Here is a 17,167-nt window from a genome sequence, read left to right as displayed (position 1 = left end):
GACCCGCACTGTCGACCTGCCGCTGCGCGCCGAACAGGCAGGCTTTTGCCCGGCTAATCGCGGTATAGCCGTGCGGCAACTAGGTGGATAATCACCCCTCAGCGCCAGGCCCTTGTCTGGTGGCAGCGACAAGGGAGCAGGGCAATGGCAGAAGACAGCGGCGCGGAAAAGACAGAAGACGCGTCTCCCAGAAAACTCGAGAAAGCGCGCGAAGACGGCGATGTTCCACGCTCGCGCGAACTGGCCACGTTTGCCGTCCTGATCACGGCCGGCGGCGGCCTGTGGATCACCGGCGGCAGCCTGGTCGGCCGCTTGTCCGTCGCGCTCGAGTCGGGTCTTTCGCTCGACCGCGAGCAAATCTACAATCCGAACGTCCTGCTCGAGCGCATCGCCAACGATGTCGGCGGCGTAATGCTGGCTTGCCTGCCGCTGGCCTTCGCCATCATGCTCGTTGCCCTGGCCGCGCCCCTGATGATCGGCGGCTTCAATTTCAGTTCCAAAGCCTTCATGCCGAACTTCATGAAGCTCAATCCCATCAGCGGCATCGGCAATATGTTCTCCGCCAACGCCATGGTCGAATTCCTGAAGGCCATCGCCAAGACGGTGCTGGTGGGCAGCGTCGCCTGGATCGTCCTGATGAGCCAGAAGGAAGCCGTGCTGGGCCTGGCGGTCGAGCCGCTCGGCGCCGGCACCGGCCACGTTGCCGACCTGATGGCGCGCGCTTTTCTGTTCATCGTCGGCGCGCTCGGGCTGATCGCCCTGATCGACGCTCCTTACCAGGTCTGGCATTACAACAACAAGATGAAGATGACGCGCCAGGAAATGATTCAGGAATCAAAAGAATCCGACGGCAACCCGCAGATGAAAGGGCGCATTCGCCAGATGCAGCGCGAAATGGCGCGCAACCGCATGATGCAGAATGTCCCGACGGCCGACGTGGTCGTGACCAACCCGACCCACTATGCCGTCGCTCTAAAATACAGCGATGGCCAGGGCGGCGCGCCGAGGGTGGTGGCCAAGGGCGCCGACGAGATCGCGGCAAAGATCCGCGAACTGGCAAGAGCCAATAATGTCGCGCTGCTGGAGGCGCCGGCGCTGGCCCGTGCGCTCTACAAGCACACCGAAATCGACGACGAAATCCCGGAAAAGCTGTATTCGGCGGTGGCCGAGGTGCTGGCGTATGTCTTCCAGCTGCGCAATTACAGCAAGGCCGGCGGCCAGTATCCGGATCGCCCGACCAAATTGCCGGTGCCGCCGGAGATGGATCCCTTGAATCCCGCGTCGCAAACGAATCCCGATACGAATAACGGAGCACCTCGATGAACAGTTTCAGAATGCCGGCCTGGACGAATGGCATGGGCGCCAAGGGCAGCGCCCTGGCCGCACCGGCACTGATCATCCTGCTGCTGGCGATGATGATCCTGCCGCTGCCGGCGTTCGTCCTCGACCTGTTCTTCAGCTTTAACATCGCGCTGTCGGTGATCATCCTGCTGACCGCCTTGTATACTGTGCGTCCGCTCGACTTCATGGCCTTCCCGGCGATCCTGCTGATGTCGACGATGCTGCGCCTGGCGCTGAACGTCGCTTCCACGCGTATTGTGCTGACCGAAGGCCACACCGGCGGCGCGGCGGCCGGCAAGGTCATCGAGGCCTTCGGCCACTTCCTGATCGGCGGTAACTTCACGGTCGGTATCGTGGTTTTCGTGATCCTTACCATCATCAACTTCACCGTCGTCACCAAGGGTGCGGGCCGTATCGCCGAAGTCGGCGCGCGCTTCGCCCTGGACGCGATGCCGGGCAAGCAGATGGCGATCGACGCCGACCTGAACGCCGGCATGATTACCGAGCCGGAGGCGCGCAAGCGCCGCACCGAGGTGTCGCAGGAAGCCGAATTCTACGGCGCCATGGACGGCGCCTCGAAGTACGTCAAGGGCGATGCCGTGGCCGGCATCCTGGTCACCCTGATCAACGTCATCGGCGGCCTGATCGTCGGTGTGGTGCAGCACGACATGGCCGTCGGCGACGCCGCCAAGACCTATACCTTGCTTGCCATCGGCGATGGCCTGGTGGCGCAGATTCCGTCGCTGATCATCTCGATCGCCGCCGGTATGGTCGTGTCGCGCGTGGCCAACGACCAGGACATTGGCGGCCAGATGATGGGCCAGCTGTTCGCCAAGCCGGAAGTGCTGTACATCACGGCCGCCATCATCGCCGGCATGGGCCTGATCCCGGGCATGCCGAACCTGGTGTTCCTGCTGCTGGCCGCGGTGCTCGGCGGCAGCGGCTATGCGCTGGCCAAGCGCGCCAAAGCGGCGCCCGAGCGCGAAGCCGAAGCCGCCGCCGAAGAAGCGGCAGGCAACGCCAGCCGCACCGGCGCCGCCGAGACCGAAGAAGCGACCTGGCAGGACATCATGCCGGTCGATACGCTGGGCCTGGAAGTGGGCTACCGCCTGATCCCGCTGGTCGACAAGACCCAGGGCGGCGAGCTGCTCAAGCGCATTAAGGGCATCCGCAAGAAATTCGCGCAGGAAGTGGGCTTCCTGGCGCCGGCCGTGCACATCCGCGACAACCTCGAACTGAAACCATCGAGCTACCGCATCACGCTCAAGGGCGTGGAAGTGGGCAGCGGCGAAGCCATCAACGGCCAGTTCCTGGCGATTAACCCGGGCATGGCCAGCGGCACGCTGCCGGGCGCGCCGACGACCGACCCGGCCTTTGGCCTGCCGGCCGTGTGGATCGAGGCCGGCATGCGCGACGAGGCGCAGAACCTGGGCTACACCGTGGTCGACGCCGGCACCGTGGTGGCGACCCACCTGAACCACCTGATCACGACGCATGCCTCGGAGCTGTTGGGCCGCCTGGAAGTGCAGGCGCTGCTCGACCATCTGGGCAAGGACACGCCGAAGCTGGTGGAAGACCTGGTGCCGAAGGTGGTCTCGCTGGCGACGCTGCAGAAGGTGCTGCAGAACCTGCTGCTCGAAGGCGTTCACATCCGCGACATGCGCACCATCATCGAGACCCTGTCCGAGCACTCGAACGGCGCGCAGGACCCGGCCGACCTGACGGCGCTGGTGCGCATCGCACTCGGCCGCGCCATCGTCCAGCAATTGTTCCCGGGTACTAACGAACTGTCCGTGATGACACTCGACAACCGTCTGGAACGCCTCTTGATGCAGGCGCTCGGCGCCGGCGGCGACGGTACCGGCATCGAGCCGGGCCTGGCCGACACCATCGCCCAGCAGGCGCACAACGCGGCGCAGCAGCAGGAGGCGATGGGACACACGCCGGTGCTGCTGGTGCCGGCGCCATTGCGCGTGCTGTTGTCGCGCTTCCTGCGACGCGCGCTGCCGCAGTTGAAGGTGCTGTCGCACTCGGAAATTCCGGAGTCGAAGACGATCCGGGTGACGAGTCTGGTGGGAGCGGGCTAACAGTGTCGTGCCGACCACTCAGCTGAAGCGCCGCACAGGGACCGGACCGGCATCCCGCGATTCAAAGTAACAGGTGGATTTTTCGATCGATCCGGATAAGCAGGAAGGACACCATCGTTGCCAGCACAATGGTCAGCACGGTTATGGCGGTCGGCGATATTGCTGAGCTTTGCTGGATGGCCGATATGATCAGGACATGCGTTAAATAGATGCCTGTGGAGTAGAGCGCCAAGTCCTTGCTGTTCGTCGGCACGTCGGTTTTCAAGATGAGCAGGAAGACGGCAGGGCAAAGCAGGGCGATCGACACGAGATTATCCAGGGCGGCGGCGCCTTCGGTCGCGACGAAGTTGAGCCAGGACTCCAGGAACAGCAATGCAGCACCCAGCACGACCACGATGGCCGTCGACGTGAAGGTAAAACGGGTGTGCAGCTTGTGTCTGTTGATCAAATATCCCGCACAAAAAAACGGGAAGGAGAAGAACAGGAAGTTCCTGTGTGACCAGGTCAGGTTGAGAATCTTTGCCGGGTAACCGCTGCCCACTAGCTGGTAAGAGCTTGCATACTGAATCGCGACGCCTCCTAGGAAGGTCGCGATCATTGCGCTTGCCAATATTGCTGTGCTCATCCTTGCTATACCAAACAGGATCATAGCGGCGCCCAACATGCCTGCCAGATACCATAGATGGTAGTAGCCAAACAAGAGGGCGTGAACTGTCTTCGCTGCGAAGGACAGGACGCCTGGATGGACATCGGGAAGCCAATAAGGAAGATAGATCGCCATCCATAAGCAATACATGATCAACACGCGCTTGAACCATTTCACTACCGCTCCCGTGGACTGGGCCTGGACTTGGTAGAAAAAATATCCATTAATCAGTAAGAAAATCGGGACGGCAATCCTGAACAGACCATTCGTGGTGATGTAGGCCGCCAGGTCATTGACATCGGTGAGGAAACTCGCGTGCATTCCCACCACCATGAGTGCCAAGACGATTTTAAGAATGTCCAGCGCGCCATTTCTTGCCAAAATTCTCTCCAGAGTCGATCCAAACGCGTCGCCGACATGCTGCGACAGGGGCTTATGTTGCAAGTATTTTATCACCCAGCAACTTTTCTGTGGCGGGCGCCCCGGAGGTTTGGTCTTCGCGCAAGTGGCTCGGGACCGCGACGACAAACCCTCGCCCTGCCGGACTTGCCACACCTAAATCGAATTAGCCCACTTTCCCCATCCTTTTCCCCCGATGGTTGCTCCACGGCATCGTCAATAATCTCAACTGTAGATTGGCAAGAGCGGGGCAATATCGTCCCGCCATGAATTGACCAGCAGTGCGGAGAATAAGATGAACGTGAAGAAATTTACAGCGGCAACCTCCCGTGAAGCCTTGCGCAAGGTGCGCGACGCGCTTGGGCCCGACGCCGTCATCCTCTCGAACCGTCCAGTCGACGGCGTGGTCGAGATCCTCGCGCTCGACAACGACGATGTCGCTTCCCTGTCCGCACCCGCACCCGGCTCCGAGATGGACCAGCCGCAGCCGCGCCTGGATCATTTGAGCGACATGAGCGAGCTGAACGAGCCGGAAGCGCCAGTGTTCGTCAACCGCCGCGGCACCGCGCCGTCGCTGGCCAAGCCGGTCGCGCCGGAACACAGCTACGCCAACCGCCGCGCGCCGCAAGCCGAACCGGGCCTGGACATGGCCGCGATGACCTCGATGATGTCGGCCGCAATCGCCCAGGCAAAAGAATCGGCTGCGCAAGAGATGAGCGGCATGATGCACGAGCTGCGCGCCATGCGCGGCATGATGGAAACCCAGATGGCCGAGCTGTCCTGGGGCAACACCACCCAGCGCGAGCCGCAAAAGGCGGTCGTGCTGCGCGAAATGCTTGCCGCCGGTTTCTCGGCTTCGCTGGCACGCTACCTGGTCGACAAGATGCCTGCCAACAAGGATGCCGCCGAAGCGATGCGCTGGATCAAGACCGTGCTGGCGCGTAACCTCACCACGATGGCCGACGAAGACAACCTGCTGGACAAGGGCGGCGTGTTCGCCCTGGTCGGCCCGACCGGCGTCGGCAAGACCACCACCACCGCCAAACTGGCCGCGCGCTGCGTGATGCGCCACGGCCCGGAAAAGCTGGCCCTGATCACCACCGATGCCTACCGTATCGGCGGCCACGAGCAGCTGCGCATCTACGGCAAGATCCTCGGCGTAATGGTGCACTCGGTGAAGGATGAAGCCGACCTGCGCATTGCACTGAAAGAGCTCCGCAACAAGCACACCGTTCTCATTGACACCATCGGCGTGTCGCAGCGCGACCAGATGGTGACCGAGCAAGTGGCGATGCTGCAGGGTTCCGGCGCCGACGTAAAACGCCTGCTGTGCCTGAACGCGACCTCGACCAACGAAACCCTGGCCGAAGTCGTGCGCGCCTACCAGGGCAGCGGCCTGCACGGCTGCATCATGACCAAGCTCGACGAAGCCGCGTCGATCGGGAATGTGCTCGACGTCGTGATCCGCCAGAAGCTCAATCTGCACTACATCTCGAACGGCCAGCGCGTGCCGGAAGACCTGCACCTGGCCGACCGCGGCATGCTGATCGACCGCGCCTTCCGCAGCCGCCGCGACGCCGCCGCCGCCTTCGACGACGCCGACCTGCCGCTGATGATGGCCGCTGCCAGCAACAGCAGCCAGCGCGACGAGAGCCTGAGCGGGGTGCGCCTTGGCTAGTTTTGACTTTGACCAGGCCGAGGGCCTGCGCCGGATGCTGGCCGGCCCCAAGCCGCGCGTCGTGACATTTCTTTCCGCCACCCCGAGCGACGACAAGGGCGCCATGCTGGTGAACCTGGGCGCCTCGCTGGCGCAAGCCGGCAACGAAGTGCTGATCGTCGACGCCACCACCCGCGACTACGGCGTCGCCCGCCGCCTCGAGATGGAACGCCACGCCGGGCTGTTGCAGGTGGCGCGCCAAGAATGCGGCCTGAACCAGGTGGTGCAGGCCGCTCCCCAGGGCTTTTCGGTGGCGCTGCTGTCACGCGACGGCGATACGCCGCGACTCGGCAGCGACGAAGCACGGCGCCTGGCGAAAACCTTCGACGTGCTGGTCAAGGGGCAGGGCGGCATCGTCATCGTCGATGGCGAATTCAAGGCCGACGGCAGCTTCGCCGTGCCGGTGCTGGCCGAATCCGAAATCGTGGTGCAAGTGTCGACCGGCGCCACCTCGATCACCAACGCCTACGCGCTGATCAAGCGCCTGGCGCAGGAATTCGGGCGCCGTCCATTCGGTATCCTGGTCACCGGCGCCACCGAGGCAGAGGCGCAGGTGGTTTACGCTAATATGTCGGCAGCCGCAAGTCGTTACCTTGCGGTAACGTTGAGTTCGATGGGGTCGGTGCCGGCCGACGAATGCCTGCACCGCGCCGCGCGCCTCGGGCGTGCGGTGGTCGATGCCTTTCCGCTGGCCGGGGCGTCGGTGGCCTTCCGCGAGCTGGCAGGGCGCTTTGCGCTGCCCCTGCTGCCCGCGGTCCCGCACTTCCCACGATTCGAGCGTCAGAGCGGCGGCGCGCATTTTGGTTCCTGAGAAAAATAGAACAAGTATGTATACCGTCAAAGGGAAAGCGGACAAGAACCACCTGCTCACCGAGCACGCCGGGCTCGTGAAGCGCCTGGCGCACCAGATGAAGGCCAAGCTGCCGCCATCGGTCGAGGTGGATGACCTGATCCAGGCCGGAATGATGGGCCTGCTCGATGCGATCAACCGCTACGAGGACAACCACGGCGCCCAGTTCGAGACCTATGCCGTGCTGCGCATCCGCGGCGCCATGGTCGACGAGCTGCGCAGCAACGACTGGATGCCGCGCAGCACGCGCTCGACCATGAAGAAGGTCGAGTCGGCGATGCTGTCGCTGCAGCAGAAGCTGGGTCGCCCACCGACCGAAACCGAGGTCGCCAAATCACTCGATGTCCCGCTCGCGGACTACCAGGAAATGCTGTTCGAAGGCGGCGGCCACCAGCTCGTGTACTACGAAGATTTCCACGACGATGACGGCAACGACTCCTTCCTGGACCGTTACGCGGTCGACGACGACGACCCGCTGCGCGCACTGCTCGACACCGACTTCCGCTCCGCCGTGATCGGCGCGATCGACGCCTTGCCGCCGCGCGAGAAGATCCTGATGGGCTTGTATTACGAAGAAGAACTGAACTTGAAGGAAATCGGCGCCGTGCTCGGCGTGTCCGAATCGCGCGTCTCGCAGCTGCACACGCAAGCCGTCGCCCGCCTGCGTGCTTCGCTCAAGGAAAAGTTGTGGACTTCGCCAGCCTGATCGGCCTGGCGCTGGCGGTCGCCGGCCTGCTCGTCGGGCATACGCTCGACGGCGGCCGTTTTGCCTCGCTGTTCCAGCCGGCCGCGTTCGCGATCGTGGTGGTCGGCACCTTTGGCGCGGTGCTGCTGCAATCCGAGGCGCGCACCTTCAAGCGCGGCGTGCGCATGCTGCGCTGGGTGTTTTTCCCGCCAAAAGATACGCGCCAGCCGCGCTCGCGCGAGATTGCCCTGTGGAGCCATACGGTACGGCGCGATGGTCTGCTCTCGCTCGAACAATACATGGGCACGAAGGATCCGTTCGTGCAGAAGGGCCTGCGCCTCGTGGTCGACGGTATTGCTCCGGACAAGATCCGCGGTCTGCTCGAGACCGAAGTGACGGCTTATGAGTTTGCCGAGCGCCAGGCGGCGCGCATCTGGGAAGCCGCGGCCGGCTACGCGCCGACCATCGGCATCCTGGGCGCGGTGCTGGGCCTGATCCACGTGATGGAAAACCTGTCCGACCCGTCGCGCCTCGGTTCCGGCATTGCGGTGGCCTTCGTGTCGACCGTGTACGGCGTCGGGCTGGCGAACCTGTTCTTCCTGCCGGTCGGGAATAAACTTAAAGCCATTGTGTCGGACCAGGTAGTGCAGTACGAAATCCTGCTCGAAGTCTTCCACGACCTGGCCAGCGGCAACCATACGCGCGTGGTCGAGGAGCGCGTGGCCAGCCTGCTGGCGCGGCGCTGAGCGGTCACCACGCATGGCGCGCAAAAAATACGACGAAGGCGGCGAGCAGCAGGACCGCTGGCTCATTTCCTACGCCGACTTCATCACGCTGCTGTTTGCCTTCTTCGTCGTGATGTACGCGATTTCCGTGGTCAATACCGGCAAATACCGGGCCTTGTCGGACGCCCTCGGCGACGCCTTTGGCGGCCGCCCGGAAACCCCGCAGGCCAGCTCCACCATCGAAACACTCCCGCTCACCAACCTGATCGCACGCAAGCGCGCGGAAGCCACACGCCGCGAGCGCGAGCGCCTCACCACGCTGGCACGCCAGTTGAATGCCTCGCTCGCGCCCCTGGTCAAGGATGGCAAGGTAACCGTGACGCAAACGGCGCAGGGCATCAAGGTCGACATCAATGCCAGCGTGCTGTTCCAGGAAGGGCGGGCCGCCCTGGGACCGGAGGCACGGGCGACGCTCGGCAAGGTCGCAGGGCTCCTGAAGAACGATGCGCACCCGATCGAAGTCGAGGGCCATACCGACAACCTGCCGATCGCCAACCCGGCCTACCCGTCGAACTGGGAACTGTCGAGCGTGCGCGCCAGCAGCGTGGTGCGCCTGTTCATCGAAGGCGGGATCGCGGCGAGCCGCCTGACGGCGGTGGGTCACGGCGCCAACCTGCCGGTCGCGCCGAATACGGACGAGGCGGGCAGGGCGCGCAACCGGCGGGTGGCGGTGACGATTTTGGCGTCGGCGTCGTAAAATGGTCGGCACAACCATACGGAGTCGACATGCATCGCAGACCCTTCCTTCTGGCCGCCCTGATCGGTGCGGCGAGCTTCTGGCCCGCGCTGGCGGGCGCCGCCGGAGAACCGACCGTGGACGTCAAGCACAGCATCGACATCGAAACACCGAACGGCAAGGTACTGGTGCAGCTCACGGTGATTAACCAGGGCAAGAGCACTGTCTGGATCCCGCGCGAGATCCTGGCCGAAAAAGAGCTGACGGGACGCCGCTTCGACGTACGCGATTTCGGCAACAGGCCGATTCCTTATACGGGGAAGATGGTCAAGCGCGCCGCGCTGACGGCGGCGGACTACCAGGCCCTGGAGCCGGGCAAGATGCTGATGAACACGATCGACATCACGCAGACCTACGCGTTCAAAAAAGGCCGGCATAGCTACAACATGGGCTATGCCGGCCCGGTGCTGGCCGATATCAGGAAGCTCGAGGCGCTGACGGAGTTTCCCGCCAGGCCAGTGTCCTTCGTGTACAGCGGCCGCTGATTCCGCCGGAGCGCCTTTAGTTCAGGGCCGGGGTGTTTTCGGCGAAGTACTCGTGGTTGTCGGCATTCGCGACGGCCGCGTCCGGATTGCTGATGGCCAGGCTGGCCGCGCCGCTCTGGCCGTAGACATTGTCGTCGGTGCCGGCGACCACATCGAAGTGGCTCATCTCATGCACCAGGGTGCCGCCCTTCGAGTCAGTGCCGGTCATCGGCGCGGTCCAGAACGCGCGGCAGACGTAGATCTTGTACGGCTGGGTCGGGTAGACGTAAGCGTAATAGCTCTGCTTGCAACCGCAGTCGACGACGACGTTCTTGTTGTCGAAACCATCCTTGATCGCCGTGAAGTTGGCTCTTACACGGGCCTGGCGGGTCGAGGTGACAGTGCCGAACCACTTCGTGTAGCGCGGACCCATGCTGGTCTTGGCCATGTAGGTCACCGAGCTGTTGCTCATCGTCTTGGCGGCATCGATCGCCGAGGCGACCGTGGTCTGCTGCGAAGCCGTGCAGTTGGTGTAGCTCAGCCCCGCCGGCCCCGGCACCGGCGTTCCGCCGCCTCCACCCGCGCCAGCCTTGAGCGCCTTCATGATCTCCGATTCCGAACCGCGCGGCAGGCGTCCCTGGATATACAGCGATGCGGCATCCGACTCGAGCTGGCCGATGCTGGCGGCATTCGGATTTTTACTCTCCAGGAACAGGTCCGGCGAGGCGGTGCGGTAGCGGATCGCATAGTCGCCGGTCACGCTCAGGTCATACAGGGCCGACAGCTCGACCTTGACCGTATGCGAGGCGCCAGGCTTGAGCAGGTAGTAATCGGCCTGGGTCGGCTTTGGACGCTTGATCAGGGCGCCGGTATAGGCCACTTTGGCGCCGTCGCGGGTGATGTCGAACAGCGGCGCCGACAGGCCCTCGAAGGGCGTGCGTGATTTCAACACGTACTGCGGAGAAGACGAGGTATTGGTCAGGGTAACGTTCACGTGCACGTCGTCGCTTGCGCCAAGCGCCGCCTTTTCAGGCGCGACCGTCACGCGCACACCGTTCGAACCTGCCTGCGCGCCAACTGCCACGCTCAGGGCTGCGATACCGACCGCCGACTTCAGGATGCTGTTCCAGCTCATGTGTCTTCTCCGTAGGGTGATTGTGGCCATGTCGGCCATTCTTTTGACACGTTTTCGTCGGCAACTCGACGTCGATCCAACGAAAACGCAACACCATACTGATCAATTCATGCGCTGGTAGCAATGCATTTCGGTCAAGCTCCGCGCTGGTTTGCGAAAACGTAACAATCGTACATTTTCTTTAATCGTGCGCTGGATTTCAGCGACCAAGCGTGCTAATGCATGCCGTCACTGACCTGTCATTAATTCAGCGGCGGCGAATTCTCTCCGAAATACTCGTGTGAATCGGCATTGTTGATGGCGCGCTCGGGCGCCGTGCGCGCCATGTCGGCCGCTTCCGACTGGCCATACACGTGGTCGTCGGTGCCGGCGACGATGTCGAAGTGGGACAGCTCGTGCAGCAGGGTGCCGCCCATCGAATCGGTGCCCGTCAGAGCGGCCGCCCAGAAGGCCTTGCAGACCCAGATCGTGTAGGGACGGGCCGGGTAGACATAAGCAAAATAATCCTCGTCGCAGCCGCAATCGACCTTCACCGGTTTCGTTTCGAAGGCATCCTTGATGGCGGTGAAATTTTTCGTGACGCTCGCCTGGCGCGCGGCGTCGAGGGCGCCGAACCAGTTGATGTAGCGCCGGCTTTGCTCCTTGCCACTGGTGAGGTAGGCCAGGCCGCCTGCCGCCATGCTGCTGCCGGCCGCCATCGCGCTGGCAATCGTTTCCTGCTGGGCGTTCGAGCATTGCGCGTAGCTCAGGCCGCTGCCCGCCGGCGCGGCCAGGGCTGGGGCGGCGGCGCCACGCGGCATGCGGCCCTCGATCCAGATCGCGGCGCTGTTCGAGCGCAGCGTAGTGCCTTGCTCCTTGGCCACGGCCGGCAGGGCGGGGACGCGGTAGCGCACCGAATAGGCGCCGGTCACGGCCATGTCGTAGGTGCTGGATAGTTCGACGCGGGCGCTGCGGCTTTCGCCCGGGGCCAGCCGGATGTAGTCGGCGTCGACCGGGGCCGCGCGCTTGACCTTGCGGCCGAGGTAGCGCACCGGCTGGCCGTCGCGCGTGATGTCGAACAGGGCCGCTTCCGGCGCCATGAAAGGCGTGCGCCATCTTGGCAGGCGTTCGGGCGTGGCGCCGGTGTTGGTCAGGGTCACCGTGACCAGCACCTCGTCGCGCTTGCCGAGGGCGGCGCGCTCGGGCGTGATGGTGACCTCGATGGCGGCGTGGCTGGACAGGGTGGTGGCCAGCAGCAGGGTGCAGGCGGCGATATGGGTGCAGGCAGGGATGCGATACATGGATTCCTCCGTCGGGTGATGACTGAGGAATACTTTGGGCGTGTTTGTGCAGGTGGAACTTGCGTTATGGCAATAATTGGGATGAGCTCACCAAACAACAACGGCCGCATCGGCGGCCGTGTTCATACCAGCTGGATCAGGTTCAGCCTACGACAAAGCGCTGCGAGGGTCCGTTGCCGAAGGTTTGGCCTTTCGCGCCGTACAAGGCAGGGTCGGCGCTGCCGGCCGGGGTGCGCAAGGCATTCAACACAGTCTGGTTATGCGCCAGCTGGCGGTTGATCAGCATGCCGTTCACCCGATTGAGTTCCTTGGCTTGGGCGGTCAGGGTCAGCAAGCCGGCCCAGGCGAAACGCACCGCTTCCCCATTCTGCGCCGCCAGCCACGGTTCCATGCCCGCTTCCGAAGGAGCGAAACCGGCGCCACCGAGCGCCGCATGGCGTTCACGCGACAATTGGGCCAGCTCCTGCACCAGCGCCACCTTGCGCGGAGTCAGTTGCGCAAGCTCGTCCGCAGCAGCCGACACCAGGAACTGCTGTTCCTGTTTCATCAGTTCCACCAGCGCTTTGACGCGCTCGTGTTCGAGGGTGAGTGTCGTGCCGGGACTGGTCATGTGTATTTATCGGTTGCGTGAGTGGAGCAGGTCGCGCACGGTGTCGAGCAAGCCGTCCGCGATCTTTTCTGAATTTACCTGGAATTGCCCATCGGCAATCGCCAGTTTGATACGTTCAACTTTCTTTGCATCGAACACCTGGCTGGTGCTCGATGCCGCGCCCGCCGACGACAAGCGCACGCTGTCGGTCTGGGTCTGGCTCGGGGCCGCGGTCGCTGCGGCTTTTTCGGCCTGGCGTGCATTTGCCGCGGTGGTGGTGGCAGGCTGTTGGGCCTGGGCGCCTTTGAGGGTATCGTTAATTTTCACAGCACTATCCTTCTCTGTTCGGAGCAGGAACTCCGGGATCTGCAGTCTGTAACGGCGCTTCGCCGACAAACTTTAGCGCGGATCGCTAAATAGAGAAATTTAATTAGCTGCCAACTAACTCAGCTTTCAAAGTGCCACTTCGACAATGCCGCCAACCCTTGCCGTGCCGCTGATAATTGCCCCGCGCGGCGTGCGTACCTGCACCACCTGGCCCTCGCCGGCATTGCCGATCGCCTTGCCTTCGCCCGAGACCGAAAAGTTCTCGCCACGGGAAATAATCCGTACCGCCTGGTTCTGCTGCACCACCGGGCGGCTGCGCAGCGAGTCGAGCCGCAGCGGCACGCCCGCCGGCAGCGACACGGTCGGCGTGCGGCCGATGGCCTGCGCCATGTCGGTGACGATTCCGTTAGGCATCGCGGCAATGTCGCCCTGCACCGTGGTCAGCTGGCTGGCGTCGATCGCCTGGCCTTGCGCCAGCGGCACGGCGGCCGTGACGTAATCGGCCAGCACGCTCACCTGCGCCTGGAGGAACACCGTCCAGGCGGGCGCCGTGCAGCGCACCCCGACCGTGGTCTTGCCCCAGGGACGCGCACCCGGCTGCTGGAAGGCTTCCGGCGCCGGGCAGGAGGCAAGCGACAGGCGCGGGTCGACCGCGCCGATCTTGACCGTCACCTTGCCCGGCTGTCCGGCGCTCTGCGTTTCCAGGAATTGCTCGGCCAGCTTGCGCAGCGCGGCGCCGTCCTGGCGCACTGGCTGGGCGGCGAAGGCGAGCGGTGCGGCCAGCAGCAGCAATGTAAACAGCTTGATTCTCTTGAACATGGCAAACGAGCCCTTTCGTAATGCAGCCATCTTAGCCGCTTGATGCTTCAGTGAAACTTTGAATAGCCGGGTTTTGGCACGCCTGATCAATCGATGGGCTAGTGTTGCTCAAACGTATGATTCACCCTGTCCCAACAAGAAATCAGCCCGGAGGCGGCATGATCGGCAAACTCGACAATTACTTACGCTTCAATGAAACGGCGCTCTCGCTCAGGGCGCAGCGCCAGGAACTCATTGCGTCCAATATCGCCAACGCCGACACCCCGCAGTTCAAGGCGCGCGACATCGATTTCAGCAGCGCCCTGCAGGGCGCGCTGGCGAAAGCGGCCAATCCGGGCGCGGCCGGGGCAGGGCAGCTCGCCGCCACCAACAAATCGCATATTGGCGCTGCCGCCGACGGCCGTGCGCTGCCGGACGGCACGCCGGTGCTGTATCGCGGCGTGGTGCAGGGCGCGGTCGACGGCAACACGGTCGACATGGATGTCGAGCGCAACCAGTTTGCCGATAACGCCCTTCGGTATGAAGCAGGTATCACGCTGATCAACCACCAGATCCGCGGCCTGATGGCGGCGATCCAGGGCGGCCAATAAAAAGGTAGATGAGCATGTCCCTATTTAATATCTTTAACGTCTCCGGCTCGGCCATGAGTGCCCAGGCCCAGCGCCTGAACACCGTCGCCAGCAATCTTGCCAACGTCGACAGCGCCACCTCGAGCACCGGCGAAGCCTACCGCGCCAAGCAGGTCGTCTTCGAAGCCGTGCCGATGGCGAGCGGCGGCACCGGCGTCAAGGTGCGCGAAGTGGTCGAGGACGCGGCGCCCATGAAGCAGGTCTACGACCCGAAACACCCGATGGCCGACGAGAAGGGTTATGTGACGATGCCCAACGTGAACCCGGTGGACGAGATGGTGAACATGCTGTCGGCTTCGCGCTCCTACCAGAACAACGTCGAAACGATGAATGCGGCAAAAAGCATGCTGCTCAAGACTTTGACCCTTGGTCAATAAGCGCGACATTAATTAAAGGCATCCCATGTCCACCGTAACTTCCGGCACCTCGATCAACGACCTGATGTCGACCATGAACAAGAAGCCGGCCAAGGCGACCGACAGCGTGCAGGCCGACACCGACAAGTTCATGACCCTGCTCGTCACGCAACTGAAGAACCAGGACCCGCTGAACCCGCTCGACAACGCCCAGGTCACGAGCCAGCTGGCCCAGCTGCAAACGGTCACCGGCGTCAACAAGCTGAACGAAACACTGGAAACCCTGAAGTCGAGCTACCAGTCGACCGAGGCGCTGTCGGCGACCAACCTGATCGGGCACGGCGTGCTGATCGAAGGTAACAATTTGAACCTGGTCGGCGGGAAATCCGTGTTCGGCATCGAACTGGCAACCGCGGCCGACAACGTGCAGGTGATCGTCACCGATCCGCGCACCGGCAAGGACGTCGCCACGATCGACCTCGGCGCCAACGAGGCGGGCGCGGTGCCGCTGGCCTGGGACGGCAGCAGCGACAGCATCGATGCCGCCATGCTGGCAGACGGCAAGTACAGCTTCCGCGTCGCCGCCACCCGCGCCGGCCAGCCGCTGACGGACGTGAAGGCCTTGACGCTCGACACGGTCGCCAGCGTCAGCACGAATTCGAAAGACGGCGTCAAGCTGAACCTCGCGGGCAAGGGTGCTATCACCCTCGCCGACATCAAACAAGTCCTGTAACGCTTTTTAGGAGAATCACATGTCCTTCCAACAAGGCCTCAGCGGCTTGAACGGCGCAGCGAAATCGCTGGACGTCATCGGTAACAACATCGCCAACGCCAGCACGGTCGGCTTCAAGGCCTCGCAGACGCAATTTGCCGACGTCTACGCCAACTCGCTCAACGGCGCCGGCGGCAACACGGCCGGTATCGGCGTCAAGGTAGCGAACATCGCCCAGCAGTTCACCCAGGGCAATATCGAATCGTCGAACAATTCGCTCGATATCGCCATCAATGGCCAGGGCTTCTTCCGTACCGAGGCCTCGGGCATGGTGCAGTATTCGAGGAACGGCCAGTTCAATCTCGACAAGAACGGTTTCATGGTCAACGCGCAGGGCGCGAAGCTGACCGGCTATGGCGTCGATGGCGCCGGCCAGGTGCTGGCCGGTGCGCCGAGCCCTGTCGTGATCAGTGCATCCGACCTGAAACCGGTCTCGACCACCAAGGTCGGCGTCGAAATGAACCTCGACTCGCGCGTTGCGGCGCCGATCGTCAATCCCTTCGATGCCAGCGATCCGAACAGCTATAACAAGCAGACCCCGGTCGACGTGTATGACACGCTCGGCAACCCGCACGTGCTGTCGACCTTCTACGTGAAGAACGGCTCCGGCACCTGGGACGTCTACGCAGCCAACGACGGCACCGAAGTCACGAACCTGAAAGTGGCCCAGGCCGCGCAGGGCCAGACCGCCGCCTTCGCCGACGTGAACGCGGCGCGCGCCGAATGGGATGCCGCGATCAAGGCCATACCGCCAGTGGCGGCCACGGTCGCGGCCGCGCTGCTGAAGTATGCCGATGCGGCTTCGAGCATGGTTGCCGCCGCGGCGGGCACGGCAGGCGCGAATGCGGCCGAGCAGGCCGTCATCGTCGAGGCCGGCCGTGACGCGGCGCGCGTGGCCGGTTACTCGGTCGACCAGGTCGACAAGGCCATCGCCGGTAGCGTCAGCGTCACCGCGGTGCCGATCGGCACGCTGCGCTTCGACGAAAACGGCGCCCTCAATGCGACGACCTCGACCAATGGCGGCAAGATGCCGGTCGTCCTGCCGATCTTCCCGTCCACCGGTTCCGATCCGACCCAGAGCATGGTGATCTCGTTCACCGGCACGACCCAGTACGGCACCACGACCAGCGACAAGAAGTTATCCCAGGACGGCTATACGGCCGGCAACCTGCAGCGCTTCTCGATTGGCGAAGAAGGCATCATCCTCGGCCAGTACAGCAACGGCCAGGCAAAGCCGCTGGGCCAGATCGTGCTGGCGAATTTCTCGAACCCGAATGGCCTCGAGCCGCTCGGCAACAACGCCTGGGCCGAGTCGGCCGATTCGGGTACGCCGCTGGTCGGTGTGCCGGATTCCGGCAGCTTCGGCGTGCTGCAGTCGTCGGCGGTGGAAACCTCGAACGTCGACCTGACCGCCGAACTGGTGAACATGATCACCGCGCAGCGCGTCTACCAGGCGAATGCGCAGACGATCAAGACCCAGGACTCGGTGTTGCAGACGCTGGTAAACCTGCGTTAATCAACGGCGGCGCATCGTAGGGTGGGCAGGTTTC

At 63.4% G+C, this 17,167-nt stretch carries 18 protein-coding genes; 12 read left to right on the top strand and 6 right to left on the bottom strand.

All coding sequences use genetic code 11. From position 1 onward, the window contains the following. The first annotated feature begins 144 nt into the window (after positions 1-144). Complete coding sequence (gene flhB, locus AC56KZ_RS07050; RefSeq protein WP_497161444.1) at positions 145-1,323, top strand: flagellar biosynthesis protein FlhB; 1,179 nt, start codon at positions 145-147, stop codon at positions 1,321-1,323. Continuing rightward, the gene (gene flhA, locus AC56KZ_RS07045; protein ID WP_497161443.1) at positions 1,320-3,428 is read left to right on the top strand and encodes a flagellar biosynthesis protein FlhA; all 2,109 of its coding nucleotides are present in this window, start codon (positions 1,320-1,322) and stop codon (positions 3,426-3,428) included. The genes flhB and flhA overlap by 4 nt, the downstream gene beginning before the upstream one ends. 61 nt (positions 3,429-3,489) lie before the next feature. On the opposite strand, the gene AC56KZ_RS07040 is transcribed toward flhA, so the two are convergent. Then, entirely contained in the window at positions 3,490-4,455 is a 966-nt protein-coding gene (locus tag AC56KZ_RS07040) for an acyltransferase family protein (RefSeq protein ID WP_497161442.1), read from the bottom strand. Between the two features lie 313 nt (positions 4,456-4,768). Here AC56KZ_RS07040 and flhF point away from each other — a divergent pair, with 313 nt between their 5' ends. The 6 genes from flhF to AC56KZ_RS07010 are packed head-to-tail and all read left to right on the top strand — an operon-like array spanning position 4,769 to position 9,731. Continuing rightward, positions 4,769-6,151 (top strand): flagellar biosynthesis GTPase FlhF, encoded by a 1,383-nt coding sequence (gene flhF, locus AC56KZ_RS07035; RefSeq protein WP_497161441.1) that lies wholly within the window; start codon positions 4,769-4,771, stop codon positions 6,149-6,151. After that, positions 6,144-7,001 (top strand): MinD/ParA family ATP-binding protein, encoded by an 858-nt coding sequence (locus tag AC56KZ_RS07030; protein WP_497161440.1) that lies wholly within the window; start codon positions 6,144-6,146, stop codon positions 6,999-7,001. Before flhF ends, AC56KZ_RS07030 begins: the two co-directional genes overlap by 8 nt. A 16-nt stretch (positions 7,002-7,017) precedes the next feature. Then, a complete protein-coding gene (locus AC56KZ_RS07025) occupies positions 7,018-7,746 on the top strand; it encodes an RNA polymerase sigma factor FliA (RefSeq protein WP_497161439.1) in 729 nt (242 codons plus the stop codon). Continuing rightward, the gene (locus AC56KZ_RS07020; protein ID WP_497161438.1) at positions 7,728-8,471 is read left to right on the top strand and encodes a flagellar motor protein; all 744 of its coding nucleotides are present in this window, start codon (positions 7,728-7,730) and stop codon (positions 8,469-8,471) included. Before AC56KZ_RS07025 ends, AC56KZ_RS07020 begins: the two co-directional genes overlap by 19 nt. A 13-nt stretch (positions 8,472-8,484) precedes the next feature. After that, entirely contained in the window at positions 8,485-9,207 is a 723-nt protein-coding gene (gene motD / locus AC56KZ_RS07015; RefSeq protein WP_497161437.1) for a flagellar motor protein MotD, read from the top strand. A gap of 29 nt (positions 9,208-9,236) precedes the next feature. Continuing rightward, a complete protein-coding gene (locus AC56KZ_RS07010; RefSeq protein WP_497161436.1) occupies positions 9,237-9,731 on the top strand; it encodes a hypothetical protein in 495 nt (164 codons plus the stop codon). Positions 9,732-9,747: 16 nt separating this feature from the next. Here AC56KZ_RS07010 and AC56KZ_RS07005 read toward each other — a convergent pair whose 3' ends face one another. The 5 genes from AC56KZ_RS07005 to flgA form a co-directional block, all read right to left on the bottom strand. Further along, complete coding sequence (locus AC56KZ_RS07005) at positions 9,748-10,845, bottom strand: M35 family metalloendopeptidase (protein ID WP_497161435.1); 1,098 nt, start codon at positions 10,843-10,845, stop codon at positions 9,748-9,750. Positions 10,846-11,087: 242 nt separating this feature from the next. Beyond that, a complete protein-coding gene (locus AC56KZ_RS07000; RefSeq protein ID WP_497161434.1) occupies positions 11,088-12,125 on the bottom strand; it encodes a M35 family metallo-endopeptidase in 1,038 nt (345 codons plus the stop codon). A 142-nt stretch (positions 12,126-12,267) separates the two neighbouring features. Next, a complete protein-coding gene (locus AC56KZ_RS06995) occupies positions 12,268-12,735 on the bottom strand; it encodes a flagella synthesis protein FlgN (RefSeq protein ID WP_497161433.1) in 468 nt (155 codons plus the stop codon). A 6-nt stretch (positions 12,736-12,741) separates the two neighbouring features. After that, complete coding sequence (flgM, locus tag AC56KZ_RS06990; protein WP_497161432.1) at positions 12,742-13,041, bottom strand: flagellar biosynthesis anti-sigma factor FlgM; 300 nt, start codon at positions 13,039-13,041, stop codon at positions 12,742-12,744. A 126-nt stretch (positions 13,042-13,167) separates the two neighbouring features. Further along, entirely contained in the window at positions 13,168-13,860 is a 693-nt protein-coding gene (gene flgA / locus AC56KZ_RS06985; protein WP_497161431.1) for a flagellar basal body P-ring formation chaperone FlgA, read from the bottom strand. Between the two features lie 158 nt (positions 13,861-14,018). Here flgA and flgB point away from each other — a divergent pair, with 158 nt between their 5' ends. From flgB to AC56KZ_RS06965, 4 genes are read left to right on the top strand one after another with little or no spacing between them, the layout of a single operon-like run. Beyond that, on the top strand, positions 14,019-14,450 hold the full coding sequence (flgB, locus tag AC56KZ_RS06980) for a flagellar basal body rod protein FlgB (RefSeq protein WP_497161430.1): 432 nt from the start codon (positions 14,019-14,021) through the stop codon (positions 14,448-14,450). A gap of 14 nt (positions 14,451-14,464) precedes the next feature. Continuing rightward, positions 14,465-14,866 carry a flagellar basal body rod protein FlgC gene (flgC, locus tag AC56KZ_RS06975; RefSeq protein ID WP_497161429.1) on the top strand — a complete coding sequence of 134 codons (402 nt, stop codon included), beginning with the start codon at positions 14,465-14,467 and terminating at the stop codon, positions 14,864-14,866. A 25-nt stretch (positions 14,867-14,891) separates the two neighbouring features. Beyond that, positions 14,892-15,578 (top strand): flagellar hook assembly protein FlgD, encoded by a 687-nt coding sequence (locus AC56KZ_RS06970; protein WP_497161428.1) that lies wholly within the window; start codon positions 14,892-14,894, stop codon positions 15,576-15,578. A gap of 19 nt (positions 15,579-15,597) precedes the next feature. After that, positions 15,598-17,133: a flagellar hook protein FlgE gene (locus tag AC56KZ_RS06965; protein ID WP_497161427.1), complete on the top strand. Its 1,536-nt coding sequence runs from the start codon at positions 15,598-15,600 to the stop codon at positions 17,131-17,133. Positions 17,134-17,167: the final 34 nt, after the last annotated feature.

The sequence above is a fragment of the Telluria sp. LT2P34 genome, from assembly GCF_059685915.1.
This window is presented reverse-complemented; position numbering and strand designations above follow the sequence as displayed.